This is a genomic window from Rhodoferax sp., assembly GCF_023700745.1.
GTDB lineage: Bacteria > Pseudomonadota > Gammaproteobacteria > Burkholderiales > Burkholderiaceae_C > Rhodoferax.
This window is the reverse complement of record NZ_JAMPYG010000006.1, coordinates 40,518-64,722: the sequence shown is the minus strand read 5'-3', so window position 1 is coordinate 64,722 and position 24,205 is coordinate 40,518. Positions and strand designations below refer to the sequence as shown.

Here is a 24,205-nt window from a genome sequence, read left to right as displayed (position 1 = left end):
CAGACACATGCACCGTTCGCTGTCGTGATGCCTCGGCGGCCCGGTGCTGGCAAGGTGCATTTGAATCCGTTACAGTTCAAAGCCTTATGTCGACCTTACGCCCGTTCATTGAAGTTGCCGTGATCATGCAGCGCTTGGCCAACACCGGGCCGGCTGCCCGCTGGCAGCCCTGGCGTTGGCAGCTCGCCGAAGTGGTCATGAACGAAGCCGGCTTTGGCACCGAGCCGCGCCTGCTGTACCAAAATGAGCAAGAGCAACGTTGGTTGCACGGCGGCCTGAAGGTGGAGCTGTTCAAGGACGATGGCGAGGGCTATTACCTCAATGCCAGCACCGACGTGCCCAGCTGGTTTGTCTTGTGGCGCATGGAGGACGAACCCAGCGTGGCTGCAGAGCCTATCCCGAAGCCGGTGGTGGTCAGCCTGAGCTATTACGACGCGGGCCGCTGGCTCGATGCCCAGGAAACCGTTGAGCAGGTGGCCGCCCCCGTACCGGTGGTGCAGTGGTTGCAGGCCTTTGTGGATGAACATTACGTGGTTGAGCCCAAACGGCGCAAGCGGCCCGAGAGCTTCAAGTCGCTCACCGACCGTTTTGGCAATCCGGTTTCCATCAGCACCGGAAAATCCTTTGGCAAAGATCAGGGGGACCATCGTGGCTGACGGTTTTTTGAGCCGCTGGTCGCAGCGTAAACAGGCGTTGCGCGAGGGTAGGGACGTGCCAGAACCACCCATCGACCAGCGTGTTTGGGTCGCTGAAACTGAAACTGAGACTGAGACTGGTTCAGTGCCTGAAACCTCAAGGCCGCAAGCTCAGGAGTGTGCGCCGGCGCCAGTCCCGACACTGGTCGATGTGCAGGCCTTGCGCGCTGACAGCAACTTTGCCCCTTTTCTTGCGCGTGACGTGGCGCCCGAGGTGCGCAACGCTGCCATGAAAAAGCTTTTTACCGATCCGCATTACAACGTGATGGACGGCTTGGACATTTACATCGACGACTATTCCCGGCCCGACCCCATGCCCGCTGCCATGTTGCGCCAGATGGCCAGCGCCAAGTTTCTCAAGTTGTTTGACGACGAAGAACAAATGCCAGTTTCTGAGTCAATACCGCCCGCCAGTTCGGCCATGCCTGCACCTCCAGCGGTGGGCATGACTCCACCACAAGATCCGGACCCTCACCATGACCACACTGATTTGCGACTGCAACCGGACCATGCCGCTCGACCCGCAGGCCCTGAGTGCGAGCCTGAACGAGCCGCTGACCCTGCATTCGAGCCTGTGCCGCCGCCAGGCCGCTGAGTTCCTGCAAGCGGCCGGTCAGGGCGGGGAACTGGTGGTGGCCTGCACCCAGGAAACCCGCTTGTTCAACGAACTGGCTGACCAGGCCAAATTGAGCACACCGATCAGATTCGTCAACATCCGCGAAACCGGTGGCTGGAGCCGCGACGCGACCCAGGCCAGCCCCAAGATCGCCGCCCTGCTGGCGGCGGCGCATCTGCCTGAACCCGAACCTGTGGCCACCGTCAGCTACCAGAGTGCCGGGCGGGCCCTGGTGATTGGTGAGCTGGGGGCGGCGGAGCTGGCGGCCGGCTTGCTGGGTGATGCGTTGGATGTCACCCTGTTCACACAAGGCGCCGGCGACCTGGGCGCGGCGCAGGAGCGGCGTTACCCGGTGCTCGGTGGCCAGATCCAGTCACTGACAGGCTGGCTCGGCGCGTTCGAGCTGAACTGGCAGCAAAACAATCCGATCGATCTGGACCTGTGCACCCGTTGCAATGCCTGCTTGGCTGTCTGCCCCGAAGACGCCATTGGCCTGGACTACCAGATCGACCTGCAGGCTTGCGATGCCAACCGCGTCTGCGTCAAGGTGTGCAAGGTGGCCGGTGCCATCGACTTCAACCGCGCGCCGCAAAGCCATACCGACAGCTTTGACCTCGTGCTGGACTTGCGGCCAACGCCCGCATTCAGCCAGCATGCCAAGCCGCAGGGTTACCTGCATTGGAACGGGCGCGATGTGACCGCGCTGCTGGCCTGGCGCGAGCTGGTCGGCGAGTTCGAAAAACCGAAGTTCTTCAGCTACCGGCAAAAGCTCTGCGCCCACAGCCGCAACGACAAGCTGGGCTGCACGGCCTGCATCGACGTCTGTTCGGCCAGTGCCATCAGCAGTGATTTCAAGCGTCAACAAATCAAGGTGAACCCCAACTTGTGCGTAGGGTGCGGCACCTGCAGCACGGTGTGCCCGACCGGGGCCATGGGCTTCGCTTACCCGCGCGCCAGCGACCAGGGCGTTAAGTTCAAAACGCTGCTGGCCACTTACCAGCGCAGCGGCGGCAAGGACGCCGCGCTGCTGTTGCACAGCCAGGGCTTGGGGGCGCGCCTGCTGGGCGACCTGGGCCGCGCCGCGCAACTGGAAAAGGGCCAAAAGGATGGCACCCATGGCGTGCCTGCGCGCGTGCTGCCGGTGGCACTGTGGCACACGGCATCGACCGGCCTGGAGCTGTGGCTGAGCGCCGTGGCCTATGGTGCAAGTCAGGTCTGGCTGCTGCTGACCGACGAGGAAGCACCGCAGTATGCCGAGGCGTTGCGCGCGCAGATGGCCGTGGCCCAGGCGATCCTGACCGGACTGGGCTACGCCGGCGAACATTTCAAACTACTGCAGGTGCGCGATGCGCGCGACCTGGCGGCGCTCGACCGCGACTTGCGAGCGGCTCCCGCGCAGGCCCCGGCGCGCCATGCTGGTTTTGCGGTTCAGCTGGACAAACGCGCCACGCTGGAGCTGGCGCTGGACCACCTGATCAGCCACGCGCCCAAGCCCGGCGCTGAGTGCATTGCCTTGCCAGCCAGTGCTTCGCCGCTGGGCGGTCTGGCCATCAACAAGGACAGCTGCACGCTGTGCCTGAGCTGCGTCAATGCCTGCCCGGCCAGCGCACTGGCCGACAACGCCCAGGCGCCGCAGCTTCGTTTTATTGAGAAAAATTGTGTGCAGTGCGGCCTGTGTGTCGCAACCTGTCCGGAAAAAGCACTCAGTCTGGTGCCCCGGCTCAATCTCGACACACGGCGCAAGGCGCATGTGGTGCTCAACGAGATGCAGCCCTACGCCTGCGTGCGCTGCGGCAAACCCTTTGGCACGCTCAAGGCGATCGAGGGCATGTTGGGCAAATTGGCGGGTCACAGCATGTTCCAGGGCGCGGCGCTGGAGCGGCTGAAAATGTGCGGTGACTGCCGCGTCATCGACATTTATTCGGCCGACAACGAAATCAAAATCACGGATCTCGAATCATGATGCCATTGCCAGAAACTGCCACGAGCAGCGCGCTCGACGAGGAAACGGCCCGGGCCGAGTTGTATGGTCTGCTGGCCCAGCTGTACTATGCGCCACCCAGCCCGCAATTGTTGGCGAATGTGCGTGTGGCCGTCACCGAGTCACCAGCGGCTGGCGGCTTTCTGGAGGCCCCCTGGCGCACCCTGGTCGGGCTGGCCCGCGAGTTGGGCGATGACGACATGGCCGATGAGTACAACGCCCTGTTTGGCGGTGTTGGCAAGCCCGAGGTCTACCTGTATGGCTCGCATTACCTGAGCGGATTCCTCAACGAAAAACCACTGGCACGCTTGCGCACCGAACTCAATAGCCTGGGTTTGGCGCGGGATGAAGCCATGTCGGACACCGAAGACCATATCGCCTACCTGTGCGAGGTGATGCGTTACCTGATTGCCGGTGACGATGTGGCGGTGGCCAACCTGGCGCGTCAGCAAGCCTTTTTTGCCGTCCATCTGCAGCCTTGGGTGGGGCAGATGTGCGATGCCATTCAACAGCACCCCAAAGCGCGTTTTTATTCGGCGTTGGCAGAGCTGACCCGTGCCTTTGCGAGTGTCGAGGCACAAGGCTTCGACATGTTGTCAGCCTAGCTTGACCTGACACGTCCATATCCTGATTGACCACCCGCAAGGGCTGGTTGGATAAGCTTCTGCGGAGGCTTGATTCACGTAAAAGATCAGCGCCATTGCGAACCCAGTGACCGCCACAGCACCGTCATGGCGAGGCGCGGTGAAAGCCATCGTGATTAGGTATAAACCCTTATTTGATTCATTAATCGAACAATAATGAGCGATTAACGAACGACTATGAACAATTTAGTTCAAAATTTTTTTGTGAAATAGATAAAGTAGCGAGACTTTTTGGGATTTATCTGTTTATCGCACGTTTGGGTCACTTCTCAAAGACAACACAGTTCATTCATATCAGGAGACAAAAATGCAGGATCTGATTTCGCACCAACTGGTCAAGTACCTTGAAGACCGCGGCGTTGAGTACCTTTTTGGCCTCTGCGGCCATACCAACATTGCTGTGCTGACAGCGCTGGAAAAAAGCAGCATCAAATTCATCAACACCCGCCACGAGCAGGTGGCTGCCCATGCCGCCGACGGTTACGCCCGCGCCAAAAAAACCACTGCGGTGGTCCTGAGCCACCTCGGCCCCGGCCTGACCAACGCCTCCACCGGTGTCGCCAATGCGGCGCTGGATTCGGTGCCGATGGTGGTCATTGCCGGTGACGTGCCAAGCCACTACTATGGCAAGCACCCGCACCAGGAAGTCAACCTGCATGCGGACGCAGCACAGTCGGAAATCTACCGCCCGTTCTGCAAGCGCGTCTGGCGTGTCGAGCGCCCCGACCTGTTCCCCGAAATCCTGGAAAAAGCCTTCCAGCTGGCCGAGAGCGGCCGTCCCGGCCCGGTGCTGGTGTCGGTGCCGATGGACATTTTCTCCAAGGAAGTGGACGTTGAACTGTTTGCCAAACTGAAGCTGCACACCAAGAAGTTGCACACGCCGTCGATTGACGACGAGGTCGCCACGCAAATCATCGAGGCCCTGGTGGCCGCCAAGCGTCCTCAGCTCCACGTCGGTGGCGGCGTGGTGCTGGCCAATGCCACGGCCGAGCTCGAAGAGTTTGTCAATCACATGAGCCTGCCGGTGTCGCACAGCCTGATGGGCAAGGGTGTGCTGCCGGACGACCATCCCTTCATTTTGGGTATGACCGGCTTCTGGGGCACCCAGTTCATCAATGACAAGTGCCTCCATGCGGACCTGGTGTTCGGCCTGGGCACGCGTTTTGCCGAAGCCGATTGCAGCTCCTGGGAAAACGAGTACACCTTTGACTTCACCAAGACCAAGCTGATCCACATCGACATCGACCCCAGCGAAATCGGCCGCAATTACCCGGTCCAGATCGGTGCCGTGGCCGACCTCAAGCAGGCGTTGAAAGTCTTGAACCGTGTCGCCAAACAGCGCTATCCGCAGGGTTTCAGGAATGATGCACTGAAAGCCGAGATGGCTGTCAACCGCAGCACCTTCAAGGCCGGTCTGGTGGCTGCCCAGCAAAGCCAGGCCTTCCCGATGCGCCCCGAGCGCATTCTGGCCGATGCCCGTGCGGTCCTGCCGCGTGACGTCATCATCACCACCGACGTGGGCTGGAACAAGAATGGCGTGGGTCAGCAGTTCGACATCTACACCCCGGGCAGCATCCTGACCCCCGGTGGTTTCGCCACCATGGGTTTTGGTGCACCGGCAGCCATTGGTGCCAAGCTGGCCTGCCCGGACCGTGTGGTGGTGTCGCTGGTGGGTGACGGCGGTTTTGGCCAGAACCCGGCCATGCTGGCCACCGCGGTGGAAAGCAATGTGCCTGTCATCTGGGTGATCATGAACAACTGCGCCTTCGGCACCATTGCCGGGCTGCAACTGGCGCACTACGGCACGACCGTCGGCACGCTGTTCTTCAAGGACGGCGCACCGTTCCAGGCCGACTTTGCGGCCATCGCCCGGGCCTACGGTGCCGAAGGTGTGCGTGTGACTTCGGCGGACGAATTCAAACCCGCGCTGGAAAAGGCCATGGCCGCCAAGCGCCCGTTTGTCATCGACGTGGCCATGCAAAACGCGCCGGTCGAGACCGCTGGCCACTGGAACATCATGGACATCTACTCGCCCGGCAAGAAAGTGCACCACGCCGATACCAGCGCCATCGCTGCGGCGGGAGGACAGGTCAAATAAGTCCTTCTGTCTTTGTAGGAGCGGCGCCCCCGCCGCGAAGGCCCGCACACCAGCAGCCTTGTCGTGAGCGCGCGACGCCTGCAAAAAATCAAATCAAAAAATCATTATGAAACACGATTACTCACTGGCCCACCTGACAGCCATGGCGCTGCCTCCGGTGGATTTGATTGAAGTGGCTGCCAAAACCGGCTACGACTTTGTGGGTCTGCGTCTAAGTCGGGTCACCGATGCCGAGCCGCTGTACCCCATCATCACCAGCAAGACGGCCATGGCCGCCACCAAAGCCAGACTGGCTGCCACAGGCGTCAAGGTGTGGGACGTTGAGCTGGCCCGCATGGACCCCAGCCACGATGCCGAGAGCTATATTCCGATGCTGGAAGCCACGGCGGAGCTGGGCGCGCACCACGTCATTTGCCAATTGCCCGATCCCAATCGCGAGCGTGCCCACGAGCGTTTTGCCAAGCTGTGTGATTACGCCAAGCCGCTGGGCATCACCGTCAGCCTGGAATTTCCGTGGTGGACCGAGACCGGCAACCTGGAAACAGCGACCACCGTGCTCAACACCGTCAAGCGTGACAACGCCGGCATGTTGGTTGACATGCTGCATTTCTTTCGCTCCAATTCCAGCCTGGAAGCGCTGAAAGTCCTGCCGCGTGAATGGTTCCACTTTGCCCACGTGTGCGACGGCCCCAGAACCATCGCCCCCGGCATGGACAGCATCCTGCACGAAGCCCGCAGCCTGCGCTACTTCCCTGGTGATGGCGACTTTGGCGTGAAAGATATCCTGGCCTGCCTGCCTGACCCGATCACCTACTGCCTGGAAATTCCGGGTGACGCGCTGGCTGCTGAAATCGGTTTTGAAGAATACGCCCGCCGGGCCCTGAAAACCGCACAGGCGCACCTGGATTGAGACGCGAGCAGTACCACTTGTTGGTTGCATCGCAAGGACGCATCCTTAACCTACCTACCACCCTACAGGAGATCCACCATGAGCAATATTCCGCCCGAACTCAAAAAGACCGAGATCAACGCCGAACAGCGCGAAGAACTCGACAACGCCTTTGCCCGCGCCCGCGCCGCACTGGCCATCATCGAAACCTACGACCAGGCTCGTGTTGACCGCCTGTGCCAGGCGGTGGCCTGGGCCGTGGCCAACAAGAAGACCTTCACCAATCTGGTGGCGCAAGGCATTGCCGAGAGCCGCTTGGGCGACCCGGACAGCCGCATGGGCAAGCGCCTGAAAATCCGTGGCATCCTGCGTGATGCGCTGCGCCAGAAGAGCGTGGGCATCATCGAGGAAATCCCTGAAAAAGGCATCGTCAAATACGGCAAACCCGCCGGCGTCGTGGCTTGCATCGTGCCCACCACCAACCCCGACCTGACCCCCGCTGGCAACGCCATCTACGCCATCAAGGCACGTGATGCCGTCATCTTCTCGCCGCACCCGCGTGCCAAGAAGACCAGTTTTGAGACCGTTCGCCTGATGCGCGAAGCGCTGGAACGCGAAGGCGCACCGGCTGACCTGCTGCAATGCCTGACCAAGGTGAATATCCCGATGTCGCAAGCCCTGATGGCCGAAGCCGACCTGGTGATCGCCACCGGCGGTCAGCCCATGGTGCGTGCCGCCTACAGCTCCGGCACCCCGGCATACGGCGTGGGCGCCGGCAACTCGACCATGGTGATCGACGAGACCGCCAACATCGAGGAAGCTGCGCTGAACACCCGTTTGAGCAAGACCTCCGACTTTGGCTCGGGCTGCTCGGCCGACGGCAACCTGATCATCCAGGAATCGATTTTTGACGCGATGCTGGCGCAGTTGCAGAAAGAAGGCGGCTACCTGGCCAATGACGAAGAAAAAGCCAAGCTGCGCAAAGCCATGTGGGACGACGAAGGTCATCGCCTGGCCGACACCGTGGCCGTGGCACCGCAAAAGCTGGCCGAGGCCGCTGGTTTCAGCATCCCGGCCGACCGCAAGTTCATCATCGTGCGCGGTGACGGCATCGGCAAAGCCTACCCCTACTCGGGTGAGAAGCTCACCACGCTGCTGGCGGTTTACAAGTACGGCACGTTTGACGAAGCCCTGAGCATGATGCGCGGCATTTACAACGTGGGCGGCAAGGGCCACTCCTGCGGCATCTATTCCTTCAACCCCGAGCACATCCACCAGCTGGCGATGGCCGCGCCGGTGAGCCGCATGATGGTGCGCCAGCCACAAAGCAAGGCCAACGCGGGCGCCTTCAACAACGGCATGCCGATGACCTCCAGCCTGGGCTGCGGTACCTGGGGCGGCAACGTGATCAGCGAAAACGTGAGCCTCAAGCACTACATGAACACCACCTGGGTGTCGGTGCCGATCAAGGAAGACCGCCCCTCTGACCAGGAGCTGTTTGGCGAGTTCTATGATCCGGCCCTGGAAGAAGGCGATTTCACCGCCGAGGACATGGCCAGCGCCTGCTGAAAGTGCTGCAATTTGTAGGAGCGGCGCCCTCGCAGCGCGTGGGGGCCTGCCTTTGTGGAAGGCCCGCCCTCGGGCCGAAGGCTGTTCAGGGGGTATTCGCGGCGAGGGCGCCGCTCCCACAGGGTGCAGCTCCTTCAGGCCATATCGCGTTAAAGTGCCTGCTTGTGCCCTCAGGGCGCTGGCAGGCTTTTTTTATTAATGGAGCAAAACATGCAAACATCCAGACCCATTGAATTGCACGGACAACCCATCGCCGGCGGAAAATTTCCGCTGATCTGCACCCCGCTGGTCGGCCGTACACAGGAACAGCTGCTGGCTGAACTGGCCGTGGTGCTGCCCAAGCAGCCCGACGTGCTGGAATGGCGGGTTGACTTTTTTGAAGCCATTGGTGACAGCGCTGCCGTCATTGCCACGGCGCGTGCCATCAAGCAGGCCGCGGGCAACATCCCCGTGTTGTTCACCCGCCGTTCCACCCTTGAGGGCGGCGAAAAAATCGCGTTGAACGAAGACCAGGTGATTGCCATGTACACGGCGGTCTGCGAGAGTCAATGCATCGACCTGATCGACTACGAAATGGCCAACGACGCCGCCAATATCGTGCGGGTGCGTGCGGCAGCCAAGGCCAACAACATCAAGCTGGTGCTGTCGTTCCACAATTTCTCTTTCACGCCGGGGATGGAGACGCTGGTGGCCAAGTTCCTGGCCGCCGACCAGTTGGGGGCTGACGTGGCCAAGGTAGCAGTGATGCCACGCGACCTCGACGATGTGCTGACGCTGCTGACCGCCACCCGCGAAGCCAGCAAAAAACTGCGCATTCCGCTGATCAGCATGTCGATGGGGCCTTATGGCGCCATGACGCGCCTGTTTGGCTGGGCCTTTGGTTCCAGCCTGACGTTCGCCGTCGGCGCCAGCAGCTCGGCACCGGGTCAGGTACCGATTGAAGACCTGAACACGGTGCTGGCGATCTTGCAGAAGTCGATTGGCGGCAAGTAAGCGTTCCTTGACGTTCAGATCCGGTGTTGGCCATGGGCCGAACGGATCTTCAAACAGCGTCGGGCCGGATCGCTGATTTTGTCAGTTAAAATCCGACCGTCACTGGGGAGTAGTCTCCTTTCGAGCCCTTCGAAGGGGCTTGCGTCAACATACTTGGTCATCGTTTGACCATGGCGCAAGCGGTTTCAAACTTGACAAGACCTTTGACCATGTTGCTTCCGGTTTGGCCGGGGAGGCGCCATGGTCATTGTTTTTTGTCCGGCCCTGGAACCCCTCATGGAAGCCTTATTTATCTCTACGGGTGTCGTCGCCCTCGCTGAAATCGGCGACAAGACCCAACTGCTTGCCTTCATCCTGGCGGCACGCTTCAAGAAGCCCCTTCCCATCATTGCCGGTATCCTGGTGGCCACGCTGGTGAATCATGGCTTGGCGGGTGCGCTGGGTGCCTGGATTACCTCGGTGGTCAGCCCGGAGGTGATGCGCTGGATTCTTGGCGGCTCATTCATTGGCATGGCCATCTGGACCCTGATCCCCGACAAGATCGAGGAGGAGGAGACGCAGGTGGCCAAGCATCTTGGCGTGTTCGGCGCGACCCTGGTCACCTTCTTCCTGGCAGAAATGGGTGACAAAACGCAGATTGCCACGGTCGCCCTGGCTGCCCACTATGGCGCGCCTTTGCTGGTGATTGCGGGAACCACCTTGGGCATGCTGGTGGCCGACGTACCCGCCGTGTTCGTTGGCAACAAGTTTGCCGCCAGGATCCCGATGAAGTTGGTTCACGCCATTGCAGCAGGGATCTTCGCCGTCATGGGTTTCCTGACCATCTTCCAGGTGGACAAATTGTTTCAGTAGCTACTGATCGCGTTCGACTTCGAGGCGCTGCCTTGCCTGACCGCGTCGAGAGGTGGCGTTACGACCCGGACAGGGGCACCGTCAACTGCGCCATGACCGGCCGGGTGTCAGGTCGCACGCCGCGCCACCATAAAAATGCCTCTGCGGCCTGTTCGGCCAACATGCCGACACCATCGGCAAGCTGAGTCACACCGGCGTCACTTGCCAGCCGCAAAAACGGCGTCAAGCCCTTGCCATAGGCCAACTCGTAAGCCAGACTGCCTGGTGCAAAAACACTGGCGGGCACGGGGGGCAGTTCACCGCGCAAACTGGCCGACGTGGCGTTGAACACCAGATCAAACGCTTGTCCCTCCAGGTCGGCGTAGCCGCAAGCCGTGACCTGCGCCTGAGCGGCGACCTCTGCCGCCAGTGTGACCGCTTTGGACAGCGTGCGATTGGCGATGGTCAGGCTGGCCGGCTGTTCGTGCAGAAAGGGCAGCAAGGCGCCGCGCGCGGCACCACCCGCACCCAGCAGCAGCACGCGCTTGTTGCGCAGCGCAAGGCCCAGGTTGTGCGTCACGTCACGCACCAGACCCACGCCGTCAAAGTTTTCTCCCCAGACCTGGTCGCCCTCGAACTTCAGCGCGTTGACCGCCCCGGCCAGACGCGCCCGCCCGGACAGCGTGGTGGCGTAGGCGCAGGCGTCCATCTTGAACGGCACGGTCACGTTCAGGCCGCGCCCGCCCGCGCCGCGAAAAGCATCGACCGCGCTGGCGAAGCCGCCAAGCGGTCCCTCCAGAGCGGTGTAGGCCATGTCCTGGTCGCAGGCCTTGGCGTACAGCCCATGGATGAACGGCGATTTGGTCTGGCTGATGGGGTTGCCGATCACGGCATAAAGGTCGGTCATGATGCGTTGGTGTTGGCAGTAAACAAATCGGCCGGCATGACGGCCAGCGCGGGGCTCAGCCGAGGCACAAAGGCCATCTGCTCCAGCACGTCGCGCTGCAAGTCAATGCCCGGGGCGATTTCAAACAGCTCGACGCCCAGGGCAGTGAGCCGGAAGCTGGCGCGTTCGGTCAGGAACAGCACGGTCTGGCCGCGCTTGAGCGCCTCACTGCCGCTAAAAGTAATTTGTTCCACCTGGGGCAGCAGCTTTTTGATGGCGCCCTGTTGCAGCACACGCATCTGGCCGTCACCGGTCCGGAGCTGGACACCCTTGGCGGCCATGGTGCCGCAAAACACCACTTTGCGGGCGTTCTGGGCAATGTCGATAAAGCCGCCCGGCCCCACCGTCAGGCCGCCCAATTTGCTGACGTTGACGTTGCCCTGCGCATCAAACTCACCAAAGCCCAAAAAGGCGACATCCAGGCCACCGCCGGCGTAAAAGTCGAACTGCGTGGCGGCGTCGAGCATGGCGGTGGCGTTGCGGGCATAGCCAAACAGCACACCATCCATCAGGGTGCCGCCGTAGGTGCCGTGTTCGATGGTCTGGTAAATGCGGTGCTGCTCGCCGCGTGCGGCAATCAGCTTGGCCACGGCGTCGGGCACACCCACGCCGTAGTTGACGACCGGGCGCGCCTTGCCGGTGTTGAATAGCTCCAGCGCGGCGCGGCGGGCCACCGCCTGGCGCTCGCTGAAAGCGACGTTGGCCGCCGCTTTTTCTGCCGCATGGTCGGCAGCCTCGCTGCGGTCACGGGCTGCGCCCGTCAGCTCGCCGCTCAGGGCCGGGTCGAAGTCAATGTCGTAGCTGGCTTTTTGCTGCGGATCGACCACGATGGCATCGACCCAGGCCGACGGAATGCGCACCTCGCGCGCCTTCAGCGCCCCCTTGGGGAGGCGTTCACGGACCTGCACAATCACCTTGCCACCGCTGTTGCGTGCGGCCAGCGCCAGCGACTGCGCGTCGACGTTGGCGACCTCGTGCTCAAAACTGATGTTGCCGTCTTCGTCGGCGGCGCTGGCGCGCACCAGCGCCACGTTGACCGGAAACGGCTTGTAGCGCAGGTACTCGCGCCCGTCCATCTGCACCACTTCCGCCAGATCGTCCTTGGCCGAGGCGTTCATGCGGCCACCGCCCTGGCGCGGATCGCACACTGTGCCCAGCCCCACATGGGTGAACAAGCCGGGCCGACCGGCACCGATTTCGCGCAGCAACTGGCTGGAGACGCCGCCGGGGAGGATGTAGGCCTCGATCTTTTCGTCCTGCGCCAGTTTCTGCATGGTGGGTGACCAGACCCAGTGGCCGCCAATGACCTTTTTGACCAGTCCCTCATGGGCGAAACAGTTCATGCCCTTGGTTTTTTTGTCGCCTATGCCCAGCGCGTGCACCACCGTGAGATCGCGCGGTGTTTGTGTGCCAAAAAAACGTGCCTGCACCGCCTCGAACAGGCAGGTGGCTTCCATCAGTCCACCGCCACCGCCCATCAGGCCAACCGTATCGTTGTCGTTGATGAGTTCTGCGGCCTGTGCTGCCGTCATGAATTTGGAGTTGCTCATGGTGTGTCGGTCCTGCGCTTAACGGTGCACGTCAAACAGCACGGCACCTTTTTTCATGGCCGTCCTGGCCACCACGGTGCGGTGGATTTCGCTGGTGCCGTCAAAGATGCGGTAGACACGCGCATCGCGGTAGTAGCGCTCGATCGGCAGCTCCTTGCAAAAGCCCATGCCGCCAAAGAGCTGCACCGCGCGGTCCACCACTTTACCCAGCGTCTCGGCGGCCAGCACCTTGACCATGGCAATCTGCTCACGCGCATCAAACCCCTGGTCCAGCATCCAGGCGGCCTGGTAGACCATCCAGCGGGCCGCGTTGACCTCGATCACGCTGTCGGCAATCTGCTGTTGCACCATCTGGAAGTCGCCAATTTTCTGACCGAACTGTTTGCGCTCGTTGACGTAATCCAGCATCAATTCGAGCACATGGCTGGCCTTGCCTACCGCGCGGGCGCCCACCTGTGCCAGCCGTACCACGTTGAGCGCGCCCATGGCCAACTTGAAACCCTGGCCCTGTGCGCCCAGCAAGCTCTCGTCCTCCAGCACTACATCGTCAAAAAACAGTTCCAGGTGCGGGGTGCCGCGCAGGCCCATCATCTTCTGGTCCTTGCCGATCTCGAAGCCGGGCAGACCCTTGTCGACCATGAACATGGAAATTTCTTTTTCGCCGGTCTTGGCCGATACCAGAAAGAAGTCGCTCCACTCGCCGTCGCTGATGAAGCACTTGCTGCCATTGAGCACCCAGCCGGACTCGGTCTTGCGGGCGTTCGTCTTGATGCCTGCCGCATCGGAGCCGGCACCCGATTCGGTGATGGCAATCGAGCAGGTGCGCGCACCCGCCACCGTCGGTTTGAGCCAGCGGTCCACCTGCGCACCCTTGCATTCCAGCAGGGGTTCGTACACATTGCCGAAGGCGCGGCGGATCAGGTAGTCGGAAGTATGGCCAAACTGCTCTTCGCAAATGATGCGGTCCAGCACCGATAAACCGCCACCGCCCAGTTCGGCCGGCATGTTCAGCGCATACAGACCGAGTTCACGGGATTTTTCAAACACCGCCATGGCTTTTTCCCTGGCCAGGAAACCTTGGTCTTCCAGTTCGTCTTCAAGCGGGTGCAGTTCTTCGGCGATGAAGCGACGCAGGGTGTCGATCATCATTTTTTGTTCGTCGTTGAGGGAAAAGTCCATGACTGGGTCTCCGGTTGGTTTGTGATACTTTGCGGGTCAGAGCATTCGCACAGCGACGTGCTCTGACCCCAACTGACTAAGATGAATGGTCTGGCCGGTTTTGGCCGCGTTGGCAATGGCTTCCGTGACGCGCAGGTTCTCCAGGCCATCGCGGGCGCTGACCAGGGGCTCGGCCTCGCCGCGAATGACAGCGCAAAAGTGCGCCATCTGGTGCTTGAGCGGGTCTTCGCGCACCATGCCCACGGTACCCACTTCGAATTCTTTCCACCACGAGCGGTCCTCGGGGCGGGCATAGGTCTTCAGGCGCATGGTCGGTACCGACAGCGTGCCGTTGGTGCCGCTGATCACGTAGCAGTCTTCGTCGTCGTAGCTCGCGTAGGCCTTGTTTTCCTGCGAGGTTTGTTCCCAGCTGCGGGCGCAGGCCGCAGTGTCGGACAGCATGAAGCTGCCCAACACGCCACTGGCAAAACGCAGGTTGATGGCCACGCTGTCCTCCACGGCAAAGCCGCGTGTGGCATGGCTGGCAAAGGCCTGCACCGCCACAATGTCGCCGCACAGCATGCGCAGGTTGTGCACCTCGTGGATCATGTTGATCAAAATCGGGCCCGCGCCCAGCTCCCGCCGCCACGGGGCACTGTCAAAGTAATCGTCCGGCTTGAAAAATGTGGCACTGCCCACGACGGCCACCAGTTGACCGAGCTGGCCCGACTGCACCACCTCTTTGGCCTTGGCCATGATCGGGCTGTGGGCGCGGTGGTGTCCGATCAGCACCTTGGCACCGGTGGCATTCACCACCTTCAGCAGCTGTTCACCCTGGGCCACGGTGGTGGCGATCGGTTTTTCCAGCAGAATCGGCAGACCGGCCTCGATGCACTGCAGGGCCTGCGGCACATGCAGGTGGTTGGGTGTGGCCAGCAACACGCCATCAGGGCGCCCGGTGGCCAGCAGCTCGTCCAAAGAAGTAAACAGCGGCACCTTCGCCGCCTTGGCAACCGCGACCGCCGCCGGCGACGGGTCAACAATGGCGCTCAGCGTGCAGTCCGGGCTGCCTTGCGCCACGGCTATATGGGCCTGGCCGATGGTGCCTGCGCCGGCAATGGCAATGCGAATTTTGTTCATGGGTTTGCGTTTCCTTGGAGTGGTGGAACTTTACTGTGAACAAATAAAAATACAATTCATTTAAAACTACATTGACAATTAACCAATGATGAACAATCAATGGGATATGACCGACTTGCGTGTGTTTTGCCAAGTCGCTCGGCGCTCAAGTTTTGTGGGTGCCGCCACCGAACTCGGCATTTCGCCTGCTTACGTCACCAAGCGTGTCGCCAATCTGGAGAAAGCCCTGGGTGTGGTGCTGTTTCACCGCACAACCCGGCGGGTGTTGATCAGTGAAGCCGGGGAAACGGCGTATGGCTGGGCGCGCAAGGTGCTGGACGCCGCGGATGAACTCAACCAGGGTGTTGCAGGTGCGCACGCCTTGCCGGCAGGGCCCTTGCGCATCAGCACCAGTCTGCGCCTGGGCCGTCACCACCTGGCCCCGATCCTGGCGGACATGCGGCGTGCCTACCCTGAGCTGGACATCTGGCTGGAAGTGATGGACCGCCGGGTGGACCTGCTGGGCGAAGGCTTTGACATTGACGTTCGCATGGGTGAAGTCACCGAACCGCATCTGGTGGCGCATCCGGTGGCCAACAACGTGCGGGTGCTGTGCGCGGCACCCGACTACCTGGCGCGCCGCGGCCAACCAAAATCACTGGCCGATCTGGCCAGTCACGACTGCCTGTTGTACCGCGAACGCCACCAGACTTTTGGCGTCTGGCGCTTGCAAGGGCCCAATGGCCCGGAAACCGTCAAGGTGACGGGCTCGATGGGCTCCAACCAGGCCGATGTGGTGCGCACCTGGGCCTGCCAGGGCCTGGGCATCATCCCGTTGGCGAGCTGGGACGTGGCACCTGACCTGCAGCAAGGGACCTTGGTGCGGGTGCTGCCGCAATACAACCAAAGCGCCAATGTCTGGGCCGTGACCGCCAGCCGGACAAGCCAGTCAGCCAAGCTGCGCGTGTGCACGCAGCAGATCATCAGCCAGCTCCAAAAGGGGCCTTATGCGCTGGACACCTCGGTGGTGTGAGGGCTAGACCATCGGCGTCAGGCCGCCGTCCATCGACAACACCGCGCCATTGATGTAGCTCGCCCGGGACGAAGCCAGAAACACCACCGCGTTGGCGATTTCTTCGGGCTCGGCAATGCGCCCCAAGGGCAAGTGCGCATGGGCCAGCGTCAGGGCTTCCTCGGTGCTGATGTGTTGCAGCCGGGCATCGGCGACCAGGCCTTCCTGCAGCCGTTCGGTCAGCGTCAGCCCCGGGTTGACCACATTGACCCGCACGCCCTGGCGCGCGTAGGCGTTGGCCAGGCCAACACTGGCCAGCATCAGCGCGGCGTTGGCCGAGCCGCCCGGCAAATGGATCGGGCTGGCCACCTTGCCGCCCATGCCGACCACGTTGACAATCACGCCTTGGCCGCGCTCGGCCATCTGTTTGATCAGCGGATCCATGACATGGATGTAGGTGAAGTATTTGGCTTGCATGGCATCAAGCCAGCGCTGGGCCGTGAGTTCGGCCGGCGGTGTGCGCTGTGCGGCACCGGCGCAGTTGACCAACACGTCAACCGGGCCACCCTGGTGCTGGGCTTGGTCCACCATCGCGCTGGCCTGCACCGGGTCTTTCAGGTCAGCACCGATGATGGTAATACGGCCGCTGGCAGCGGGCGCGTCGCGCAACAGCGTCGCCCTGGCGGCCTCCAGGCGCGCCATGTCCCGTGCCACCAGCGTCACTTGCGCGCCTTCCTGAAGAAACAGCCGGGCACAGGCCAGGCCGATGCCCTTGCTTGCGCCGGTGATCAGCACATGCTGGTTCTGAAGTTTTAAATCCATGGTTTTTGATCCTGAGTTTTCCGAGTCAAGGGTGTTTTGCGGTGTTTGCCGCGGCGAGTTTACGCACCACCTGATCCGCATGGCTGCGCAATTCCAGTGCAATGCTTTCGGCCAGGCGCAGGCGGCGCAGCAGCCAAGGACTGAGGTCGCCATCAAAAGGGTCGCCCAGCACCGACCATTCGAGCGCAGCGGTGGCCGGTAGGTCGGTCTGCGCCAGTGCAGACCGTGCCTCAAGAGCGGCTTCGATGGTGTGTGCCGTCTGTTGCAATGGCAGGTCAACCTCATGGGGTGTCAGGCGTTCACGTTGCAACAGCAGCATGGTCTTGACCGTGGTCAGCTGGGCCAGTAGCTGGTAGCTCAGGGCCAGCAAGCGCCCCAGCGGCACCAGCGGTGGACGCACGGCACGTGGCTCGGACAAGGAGCGCTGGGTTGCCTGCACCAGGGCCGAGAGGCTGTCAAAAGCCTCGCGCCGTGCCAGCCGCCATTGCAGCTCGGGCGCGTTGTCCACCGCCTGCAACTGCCAGAGCCCCAAGGCCACGCGCGCATGTCGTGCCTGCGCGGCCAGGGCACGTTTGACCAGGGCGGCAATCTGGCCACGCTCCCAGGACGGCAGCACATAGCTGAAAGCCCAGGCAATCGCGACCCCGATCAGGGTGTCTGCCATGCGCTCCACCACATCAAAGACCGGGCTCGGCCCGGCGTTGAGCATCTGCACTTGCAGCAAGCCCAACACCGTGGCGGCGATGGCCGTGACCAGGTATTTCCTGATCGCAAAGGCGTGGGCCAGGGCTTGTGCCAACGTGACCATGAGCAGCACCAGCAGCGGGGTGATGTGCGCGTACAGCAGCAGGCCCGCCAGCACGCAGCCGATCAGCGTACCCATGGCGCGGCTGTTGCGCCGCTCCAGCGTTTGGGCCAGGCTGCCGCGCAGCACCACCACGATGGTGACCAGTATCCAGTAATCATGGCTGCCCCAGGGCAAAACCAGCGAGACCGCGTAAGCCGTGCCGATGGCCAGTGCCGCCCGGATGGCGTGGCGCAGGGGCGGGGCGTTCCAGCGCCAGAGTGCATAAAAGGGTTCCCAGGACCAGACGGTGGGGCTGACGAACAATTGCCAGTTGGTACGCACCAGACCCACATTGGGCGCCAGTTCGCCGCGTGCCAGGGCCAGCAGCCGCAAGCTGTCGTCATTCAGGTGGCCAATGCGGCTTGACATGCCCATGGCCAATATGGCGGGCGGCGTCCCATCGGCTGGTACCGTGCCCTCATGGCCCCATTGCAGGTTTTCGAGCTGCGGGCGGTGGCTGGCAAACAGCATAGGCGTGCGCCCGCGCATCAGGGCATCGGCCAGCGCGTCAATTTCCTGTGCCAGCGCCTCCAGGACGTCGCTCAGGGTGCGCAGCACCGGTTCATGGCCGGGGTGGTTTCTGAGCGTGTCGAGGTCCAGATTGCAGACCAGCAGGTGGTCGCGCATGTCCAGCACCCCGATCAGCATGTCGGCCAGTTGCTGGCGGCGCGTGGTGCTGGGGGACTCCAGCAAAATATTGCGTGCTGCCTGCAACTGGTCGGCCAGCGCTGCCTGCTGTTGCAGCAGTGTGCCGATCAGCGGCGCGCGCCTGGCTTTTTCAGCCTCTTTCGCTGGGGTGAATTGCTGTGCCTGGGAGCGCATCAGCTTGGCCAGGGCGAACAGGGTATCGGCCAGCATTTGCACGCGGTAGCGGGCATTGAGCACCGCGTTGGCCAGCGTCGCCCAGACCAGGTAGGACACGGCACCCAGCGTGAAATAAAGGCAGGTGGCCAGGTTGGTGGTACTGTTGGTATGGTCAGGCACCGCCATCGAGAACACCATGGCAAACATGACTGACACTGAAATCGGCAAGCCGCGGTTGCCCCAGCCTCCGGCCAGAAACGCCAGAAAGCTGGCGGGCACCAGTAACAGGCCGAGCAGAATGGGGGCGGCATGCAGCACCTGCACCGCATAAAAGAGCGGCAGGCCAATCACAAAGGCCGGCAGCAGTTGCCAGAACTTGCCGCGTTTCGGGGCGGGTTGATCCGGCGGAATACACACCACCACGCCCACCGAGGCGGCGGCTGCGGCAAAGGGCCCCAGCAGCAGGTGAATGCAGCCCGAGATGAGCAGCAAACCCAGCGCTGCCGACAGACCATTGGTCACGTAATGGCTCAGCGCGATGCGCAAGGCATCGCGCTGGTAGCGTTCAAAGTTGCGGTGTGGCTGCATGGTCAGATGGGGGAATGCCGGGCTTGCACCTGCTTGTCAAATCAGATTGCGCATGGCCCGGGAGGTTTCCATCAGCACCGGCAGCACGCGTGCCACCGCGTCTTCACTGCTCTCGTGGCCCATCGGCATGGTCACATTCAGCGCCCCCACCAGGTCCCCCTTGCGGTCAATCAGCGGCACGGCCACACCGCGGTAGGTCAGCTCCAGTTGCTGCTCTGAAATGGCCCAGCCGCGCTGGCGGATACGCGCCAGCTCGATGCGCAGCCTGTCCTTGTTGTTGATGGTGTAGCTGGTGTAGGCCTTGAGTTCGTGGTGGGCCAGCCAGTTCTCCAGCCATTCGGGGTCGCGCAGCGCCAGCATCAACATGCCGGCCGCCGTGACTTGCGCCTGCACGCGCGAGCCCAGCACCACGCCGGTGTTCATGCTGCGCGTGGAGCCGTTGCGTGCGATGTACACCACGTCGTCGCCGTCCATCACGCTCACGTAGGCAATCTCCTGTGTGCCGGAGGTGACGCGCTGCAAAAAGGGTTGCACGATGCGCGGCAGGCGGGCGGATTCAAGGTAGGACTGACCCAGGCGCAGCACGCGGGGTGTCAGCCAGAACATCTTGCCGTCGGTGGCCACATAACCGAGGTAAACCAGAGTCAGCAGGTAGCGCCGCGCCGCCGTGCGCGTCATGGCGCAGCGCGCACCGGCCTGGCTGGCGGTCATGCGCGGGTTGGCATCGTCAAAAGCTTCAATGATCGACAGGCCTTTTTCCAGACCGGCAATCCAGTCGCGCTTGTCGAGGGCGGCTCCCGGCGCCACTTTTTGGGATGAAACAAGGCTTGTCATATTGTTTGCTGGGTTGGATGGAAACAAAATGGACTAAGTGGTTACCCGAATTTCGTACGTTTATCGATTATTGAAGTTCATTTATCGTACGAAAATAAGATATTTGCTTGTTTGACGAAGTTTTAAATGGCTAAAGTTCAGTCGGAAACAAGATTATGAACGATCAACGCAACAACCCTCTCATTAAAGTGGCATCCATGCCGCCAGTCCATGGCGACACCGATGTCTATCTCATTTTGGGCGACCCCATTGAGCAGGTGTTGGCCCCCGAAATATTCAACCCCTTGTTTGCACGCTTTGGCAGAGATGCCGTGCTGGTGCCGGTTCAAGTGGCACCGCAACACCTGCATGCCTTCGTCAAAGCGGCTTTTCTGGCGAAAAATATCAAAGGCATGTGGCTGACGATTCCGCACAAGGTACCGGTCATGGCGGTGCTTGACAGCTGTAGTGATCTGGCCCGCCTGGCCGGCGCCGTTAATGCTATCCGGCGCAATGACGATGGCTCCCTTGAAGGCGGTTTGTTCGATGGCGAGGGGTTTGTCTGTTCGCTGGATTACTTTGACATTCCTTATGCCGGCAAAAAGGTGCTGATGGTGGGCGCGGGTGGCGCTGCTGCAGCCATTGGTGCTTCTCTGGTGCAGCCCCGTGCCAGCGGCAGCGCATCAAGTGTCGCTTTTTTTGATCCCGCCCCCGGCAAGGCCGCCGAGGTCGTTGCCCGGCTGCAAGCCACCGATACCGCCCAACTGCTTGCGGTCACCAGCAGCGATCCCGCCGGATTTGACCTGGTGGTGAATGCCTCGCCCCTGGGCCTGCGGGCCACTGACCCCTTACCTTGCGATGTGGCACGCCTGGAACCGCATGCCGCGCTGGTGGACATTGTGATGAAAAACTACCCGACCCCGGTGGTCCGTGCGGCCCGGACCCGGGGCCTGCATGCCGAGCCGGGCTTTGAGATGCTGATCCAGCAAGCGCACCTGTACCTGGACTTTTTTGGCTTCACCGACATTGCCGCTGCCCTGCGCCAGGACACCGCTACCATCCGGCAACAGATTTATCCACAGACCTTGCTGGATGAAATAAGCCAGGCTTCCAGGCCATTTTTTGTAACCCCGTGAGGCAAACGCCCACATTTTTTTAACCGAGGAGACACTTCCATGAACTTACGTCGTCAACTGCTTGCCAGCGCCGCACTGGCCCTGATTTCAACCCTGGGTCAAGCCCAGACCTACCCTGACCGCGAACTGTCCGGCATCATCCAGTGGGGCGCAGGTGGCGCCACTGACGTGGTGGCGCGCTCGCTGGTGCCTCTGGCTGAAGAAGCCCTGGGCAAGAAAATTGTGCTGCAGAACAAGGCCGGCGGCGTGGGTGCCATTGCCACCAACTTTGTCAACCAGCAGGCCTCTGACGGCTACACCCTGCTGATTGGCGCCGAAAATCCGCAGATTCACCCCATTCTTGGCATCAGCGACCTGGACTACTCCAAGTTTTATCCGGTCAACATCATTGGCCGCGGCAATGTGCTGGCCGTGACCACGGTGGACAAGCCCTGGAAGACCTTCAAGGACCTGTTGAACGACGTGCAGGCCAATCCCGGCAAGATCAAGCAAGGCTCGACCGGTACCGGCGGTCTGCCTTTCACCGTGAGCTCCATGATCTCCACCGTGGCCAAGTTCCCCACGACACCGGTTCCCTTTGCCGGCGACGGCCCCGGTGTGACCGCTCTGCTGGGCGGTCACGTTGACTTCATGTTTGTCGGCGTCGGTGCAGCGGCCGAGCACATCAAGGCTGGCCGCCTGAAAGCGCTGGCTGCCATCAGCTCCGAAGCGTATGAAGGCACACCCCCCATCACCGATGCTTTGCCCGGCCTTGGCAAATACCTGCCCTGGGGTCCGTTCTATGGCGTGTTTGTGAAAAAAGACGTGCCTGAAGCCGCCAAGGCCAAGCTGACCGCCGCCTTCAAGAAAGCCGCCAGTGACCCCAAATTCACCGCCTTCATGAAAGACCGCGGCAATGTGACGATGAACATCTCGGGCGCCGAGGCTGAGGCCTTCCTGAAGAAATGGCAATCCGTGACCTCCTGGACCTACCAGGAAGTCGGCGTGGCCAAAGTTGACCCGGCTTCTTTGGGCATTGCCAAGCCGTAAGGGCGTGAATCCGGGCTGGCCTTGTGCCGGCCCGGTCCGCGCCAAGCAAGTACACCAGGAGACACCATGCATACAAGCCGTCGCCGACTCCCCGGGGAGCTGGCTTTTTCGTTCGTGCTGATCGCGTTCAGCTTTTTCATGCTGTGGCAGGCCTACAGTATTTCGAAATTCGAATCGTTTACTTCAGCCGGCGCGTTTCCGATGTTTGCCGCGGCTGTGATGTTGATCGCCGGCCTGATTGCGGCGGCTGAAACCGTTCGCATGGCGCCCTTGCCGGGTGTCGAGGGCGAGTCGATCTGGCGGCAATTTGTGCGCCAGATCACGCCCGGCGTGCTGGTGCAATTCGTCATTGCGATTGCCAGCTACATGTTCATCCTGGAGCGCGCCGGCTTTTTGCTTTCATCGTATGTGTTCCTGGTGGTTTCGATGTGGCTGCTGGGCAGCCGCAAGCTGTTTCTTAACCTGTGGGTCAGTGCCCTGAGCCTGGCGGTGGTGTACCTGATTTTTCAGACCATTTTTTCTGTGGTGTTGCCCTCTGGCACATGGCTGGTGGGAGTTTTCAAATGAATGAAGCACTGGGTTATTTTTTCATGTCCTGGGTCGATCCCAGTCTGTTGGGTCTGATTGCAGCCGGCACCTTTGCCGGTATCTATATCGGCGCCATTCCGGGGCTGTCGGTGACCATGGCGGTGTCGATCCTGATTTCGTTCACTTTCAAGTGGGACATCAATTCGGCGCTGGCGGTGATTGCCGGTATTTACCTGGGCGGCGTGTATGGTGGCTCGCGCAGCTCCATTCTGCTCAACATCCCGGGCGCGCCCTCGGCCATTGCCACTGGGCTCGATGGTTACCCGCTGGCCAAGCGCGGCGAGGCCGGTGCGGCGATTGGCCTGACCACCATTGTTTCGGTCTTTGGCGGTTTTGTCGGTATCCTGGCCCTGGCGATTGCCGCACCTGCGGTGGCGTCACTGGCGCTCAAATTTGCGCCGCGTGATTATCTGATGCTCGCCATCTGGGGCATCTTGCTGGTGGGCAGCTTGTCGGGCGGGTCGCTGGCCAAGGGTATTTTTGCCGGCGCGGTCGGCGTGCTGATTGGCTCCGTGGGCCTGGACCCGATGACGGCCGAACCCCGTTTCACCTTTGGCAGCCTGCAGCTTACGGCCGGCATCTCGTATGTGGCCGCCATGATCGGCTTTTTTGGTGTGGCCGAAGTGCTGGTGCAATTGCACGAACTGCACCTCAAGGCGATCAAGCAAAACGTCAGCAAAATCATTCCGCCCTGGCATCTGGTCAAAAAATACCTGCCGCTGGCCACCCGCACCTCGGGCATTGGTGTGGTGGTGGGCGCCTTGCCGGGTGCCGGCGGCGACATTGCCGCGCTGATGGCGTATGACCACGCCAAGCGCACCGTCAAGAATCCCTCCAGTCCCTTTGGCGAAGGTGCTTATGAAGGCCTGGTGGCGCCCGAATCGGCCAACAACGCGGCGGTACCCGGTGCCTACATCCCGATGATGACGCTGGGAATTCCCGGCGATGCGGTGACGGCCGTGATCATTGGCGCCATGTACATCCACGGGCTCAAGCCCGGTCCCATGCTGATGATCGAGACACCGCACCTGTTCTGGTTTCAGGTGGGTGCGCTGACGCTGGCCAACTGCTTCCTGCTGGTGTTTGGTCTGACCGGCATCAAGATTTTTGCCAAGATTGTGGAAACCCCCAAACCGCTGCTGCTGCCGTTGATTCTGATGTTGTCTGCCGTGGGTGCCTACGCCATCAACAACAACCCGGCCGATGTCTACTGGATGCTGGGTTTTGGCGTGGTGGGTTATGTCTTCAAAATGTATGGTTTCCAGGTCGGACCCATCATTCTGGGCATGATTCTGGGTCCGCTGATGGACTCGTCCTACCGCCAGGCCATGATCTCGGCCGAGGGCAATGTGGGGCAGTTTGCCGGTGAGTTTTTTACCTCGCCGCTGTCGGCCATCATTTTGGCTGCGTTGACATTCACCATCATCAGTCAAACCCGTTGGTGGCAGCGTTTGCGGGGTCGTGTATCGGCATAATG

The 24,205-nt window shown here is 61.5% G+C and carries 21 protein-coding genes and 1 riboswitch; of the genes, 14 read left to right on the top strand and 7 right to left on the bottom strand.

Annotated features, from left to right (window positions below; genetic code table 11):
* The first annotated feature begins 86 nt into the window (after nt 1-86).
* The 9 genes from NDJ10_RS07165 to NDJ10_RS07125 all read left to right on the top strand — a co-directional run bounded on the left by NDJ10_RS07165 (nt 87) and on the right by NDJ10_RS07125 (nt 10,337).
* On the top strand, nt 87-656 hold the full coding sequence (locus NDJ10_RS07165) for a DUF3305 domain-containing protein (protein ID WP_296160579.1): 570 nt from the start codon (nt 87-89) through the stop codon (nt 654-656).
* Nucleotides 649-1,290 carry a DUF3306 domain-containing protein gene (locus NDJ10_RS07160; protein WP_296160577.1) on the top strand — a complete coding sequence of 214 codons (642 nt, stop codon included), beginning with the start codon at nt 649-651 and terminating at the stop codon, nt 1,288-1,290. The genes NDJ10_RS07165 and NDJ10_RS07160 overlap by 8 nt, the downstream gene beginning before the upstream one ends.
* A complete protein-coding gene (locus tag NDJ10_RS07155; protein ID WP_296160575.1) occupies nt 1,172-3,274 on the top strand; it encodes a 4Fe-4S binding protein in 2,103 nt (700 codons plus the stop codon). Before NDJ10_RS07160 ends, NDJ10_RS07155 begins: the two co-directional genes overlap by 119 nt.
* Nucleotides 3,271-3,897: a molecular chaperone TorD family protein gene (locus NDJ10_RS07150; protein WP_296160573.1), complete on the top strand. Its 627-nt coding sequence runs from the start codon at nt 3,271-3,273 to the stop codon at nt 3,895-3,897. Before NDJ10_RS07155 ends, NDJ10_RS07150 begins: the two co-directional genes overlap by 4 nt.
* A 346-nt stretch (nt 3,898-4,243) precedes the next feature.
* Nucleotides 4,244-6,034 carry a thiamine pyrophosphate-binding protein gene (locus NDJ10_RS07145; protein ID WP_296160571.1) on the top strand — a complete coding sequence of 597 codons (1,791 nt, stop codon included), beginning with the start codon at nt 4,244-4,246 and terminating at the stop codon, nt 6,032-6,034.
* 106 nt (nt 6,035-6,140) lie between these two features.
* On the top strand, nt 6,141-6,944 hold the full coding sequence (locus NDJ10_RS07140) for a sugar phosphate isomerase/epimerase (protein WP_296160569.1): 804 nt from the start codon (nt 6,141-6,143) through the stop codon (nt 6,942-6,944).
* A gap of 78 nt (nt 6,945-7,022) precedes the next feature.
* Nucleotides 7,023-8,492 (top strand): aldehyde dehydrogenase family protein, encoded by a 1,470-nt coding sequence (locus NDJ10_RS07135; protein ID WP_296160567.1) that lies wholly within the window; start codon nt 7,023-7,025, stop codon nt 8,490-8,492.
* A gap of 210 nt (nt 8,493-8,702) precedes the next feature.
* The gene (aroD, locus tag NDJ10_RS07130) at nt 8,703-9,485 is read left to right on the top strand and encodes a type I 3-dehydroquinate dehydratase (RefSeq protein ID WP_296160565.1); all 783 of its coding nucleotides are present in this window, start codon (nt 8,703-8,705) and stop codon (nt 9,483-9,485) included.
* Between the two features lie 92 nt (nt 9,486-9,577).
* A riboswitch (yybP-ykoY riboswitch) is annotated at nt 9,578-9,757 on the top strand.
* A 4-nt stretch (nt 9,758-9,761) separates the two neighbouring features.
* Nucleotides 9,762-10,337, top strand: coding sequence for a TMEM165/GDT1 family protein (locus tag NDJ10_RS07125; protein ID WP_296160563.1), 576 nt, complete (start codon nt 9,762-9,764; stop codon nt 10,335-10,337).
* 58 nt (nt 10,338-10,395) lie between these two features.
* Here NDJ10_RS07125 and aroE read toward each other — a convergent pair whose 3' ends face one another.
* From aroE to NDJ10_RS07105, 4 genes are read right to left on the bottom strand one after another with little or no spacing between them, the layout of a single operon-like run.
* Nucleotides 10,396-11,223, bottom strand: a complete 828-nt coding sequence (aroE, locus tag NDJ10_RS07120; RefSeq protein ID WP_296160558.1) for a shikimate dehydrogenase — start codon at nt 11,221-11,223, stop codon at nt 10,396-10,398.
* Entirely contained in the window at nt 11,220-12,812 is a 1,593-nt protein-coding gene (locus NDJ10_RS07115) for a CoA-transferase (RefSeq protein WP_296160557.1), read from the bottom strand. The genes aroE and NDJ10_RS07115 overlap by 4 nt, the downstream gene beginning before the upstream one ends.
* A gap of 18 nt (nt 12,813-12,830) precedes the next feature.
* Complete coding sequence (locus NDJ10_RS07110) at nt 12,831-13,991, bottom strand: acyl-CoA dehydrogenase family protein (protein ID WP_296160555.1); 1,161 nt, start codon at nt 13,989-13,991, stop codon at nt 12,831-12,833.
* 36 nt (nt 13,992-14,027) lie between these two features.
* A complete protein-coding gene (locus NDJ10_RS07105) occupies nt 14,028-15,110 on the bottom strand; it encodes a Gfo/Idh/MocA family oxidoreductase (protein ID WP_296160553.1) in 1,083 nt (360 codons plus the stop codon).
* An 88-nt stretch (nt 15,111-15,198) separates the two neighbouring features.
* Here NDJ10_RS07105 and NDJ10_RS07100 point away from each other — a divergent pair, with 88 nt between their 5' ends.
* Nucleotides 15,199-16,122 carry a LysR substrate-binding domain-containing protein gene (locus tag NDJ10_RS07100; protein WP_296160747.1) on the top strand — a complete coding sequence of 308 codons (924 nt, stop codon included), beginning with the start codon at nt 15,199-15,201 and terminating at the stop codon, nt 16,120-16,122.
* Between the two features lie 3 nt (nt 16,123-16,125).
* Here NDJ10_RS07100 and NDJ10_RS07095 read toward each other — a convergent pair whose 3' ends face one another.
* From NDJ10_RS07095 to NDJ10_RS07085, 3 genes are read right to left on the bottom strand one after another with little or no spacing between them, the layout of a single operon-like run.
* Nucleotides 16,126-16,923: an SDR family oxidoreductase gene (locus tag NDJ10_RS07095; protein WP_296160551.1), complete on the bottom strand. Its 798-nt coding sequence runs from the start codon at nt 16,921-16,923 to the stop codon at nt 16,126-16,128.
* Between the two features lie 25 nt (nt 16,924-16,948).
* Nucleotides 16,949-19,162, bottom strand: coding sequence for an FUSC family membrane protein (locus NDJ10_RS07090; RefSeq protein ID WP_296160548.1), 2,214 nt, complete (start codon nt 19,160-19,162; stop codon nt 16,949-16,951).
* A gap of 36 nt (nt 19,163-19,198) precedes the next feature.
* On the bottom strand, nt 19,199-19,996 hold the full coding sequence (locus NDJ10_RS07085) for an IclR family transcriptional regulator C-terminal domain-containing protein (RefSeq protein WP_296160546.1): 798 nt from the start codon (nt 19,994-19,996) through the stop codon (nt 19,199-19,201).
* Between the two features lie 197 nt (nt 19,997-20,193).
* On the opposite strand from NDJ10_RS07085, the gene NDJ10_RS07080 reads away from it, so the two are divergent.
* From NDJ10_RS07080 to NDJ10_RS07065, 4 genes are all read left to right on the top strand, one after another.
* Nucleotides 20,194-21,111, top strand: a complete 918-nt coding sequence (locus NDJ10_RS07080; RefSeq protein WP_296160544.1) for a shikimate dehydrogenase — start codon at nt 20,194-20,196, stop codon at nt 21,109-21,111.
* A gap of 39 nt (nt 21,112-21,150) precedes the next feature.
* Entirely contained in the window at nt 21,151-22,140 is a 990-nt protein-coding gene (locus NDJ10_RS07075) for a tripartite tricarboxylate transporter substrate binding protein (RefSeq protein ID WP_296160540.1), read from the top strand.
* A 66-nt stretch (nt 22,141-22,206) separates the two neighbouring features.
* On the top strand, nt 22,207-22,707 hold the full coding sequence (locus NDJ10_RS07070; RefSeq protein ID WP_296160538.1) for a tripartite tricarboxylate transporter TctB family protein: 501 nt from the start codon (nt 22,207-22,209) through the stop codon (nt 22,705-22,707).
* Complete coding sequence (locus NDJ10_RS07065; RefSeq protein WP_296160537.1) at nt 22,704-24,203, top strand: tripartite tricarboxylate transporter permease; 1,500 nt, start codon at nt 22,704-22,706, stop codon at nt 24,201-24,203. Before NDJ10_RS07070 ends, NDJ10_RS07065 begins: the two co-directional genes overlap by 4 nt.
* Nucleotides 24,204-24,205: the final 2 nt, after the last annotated feature.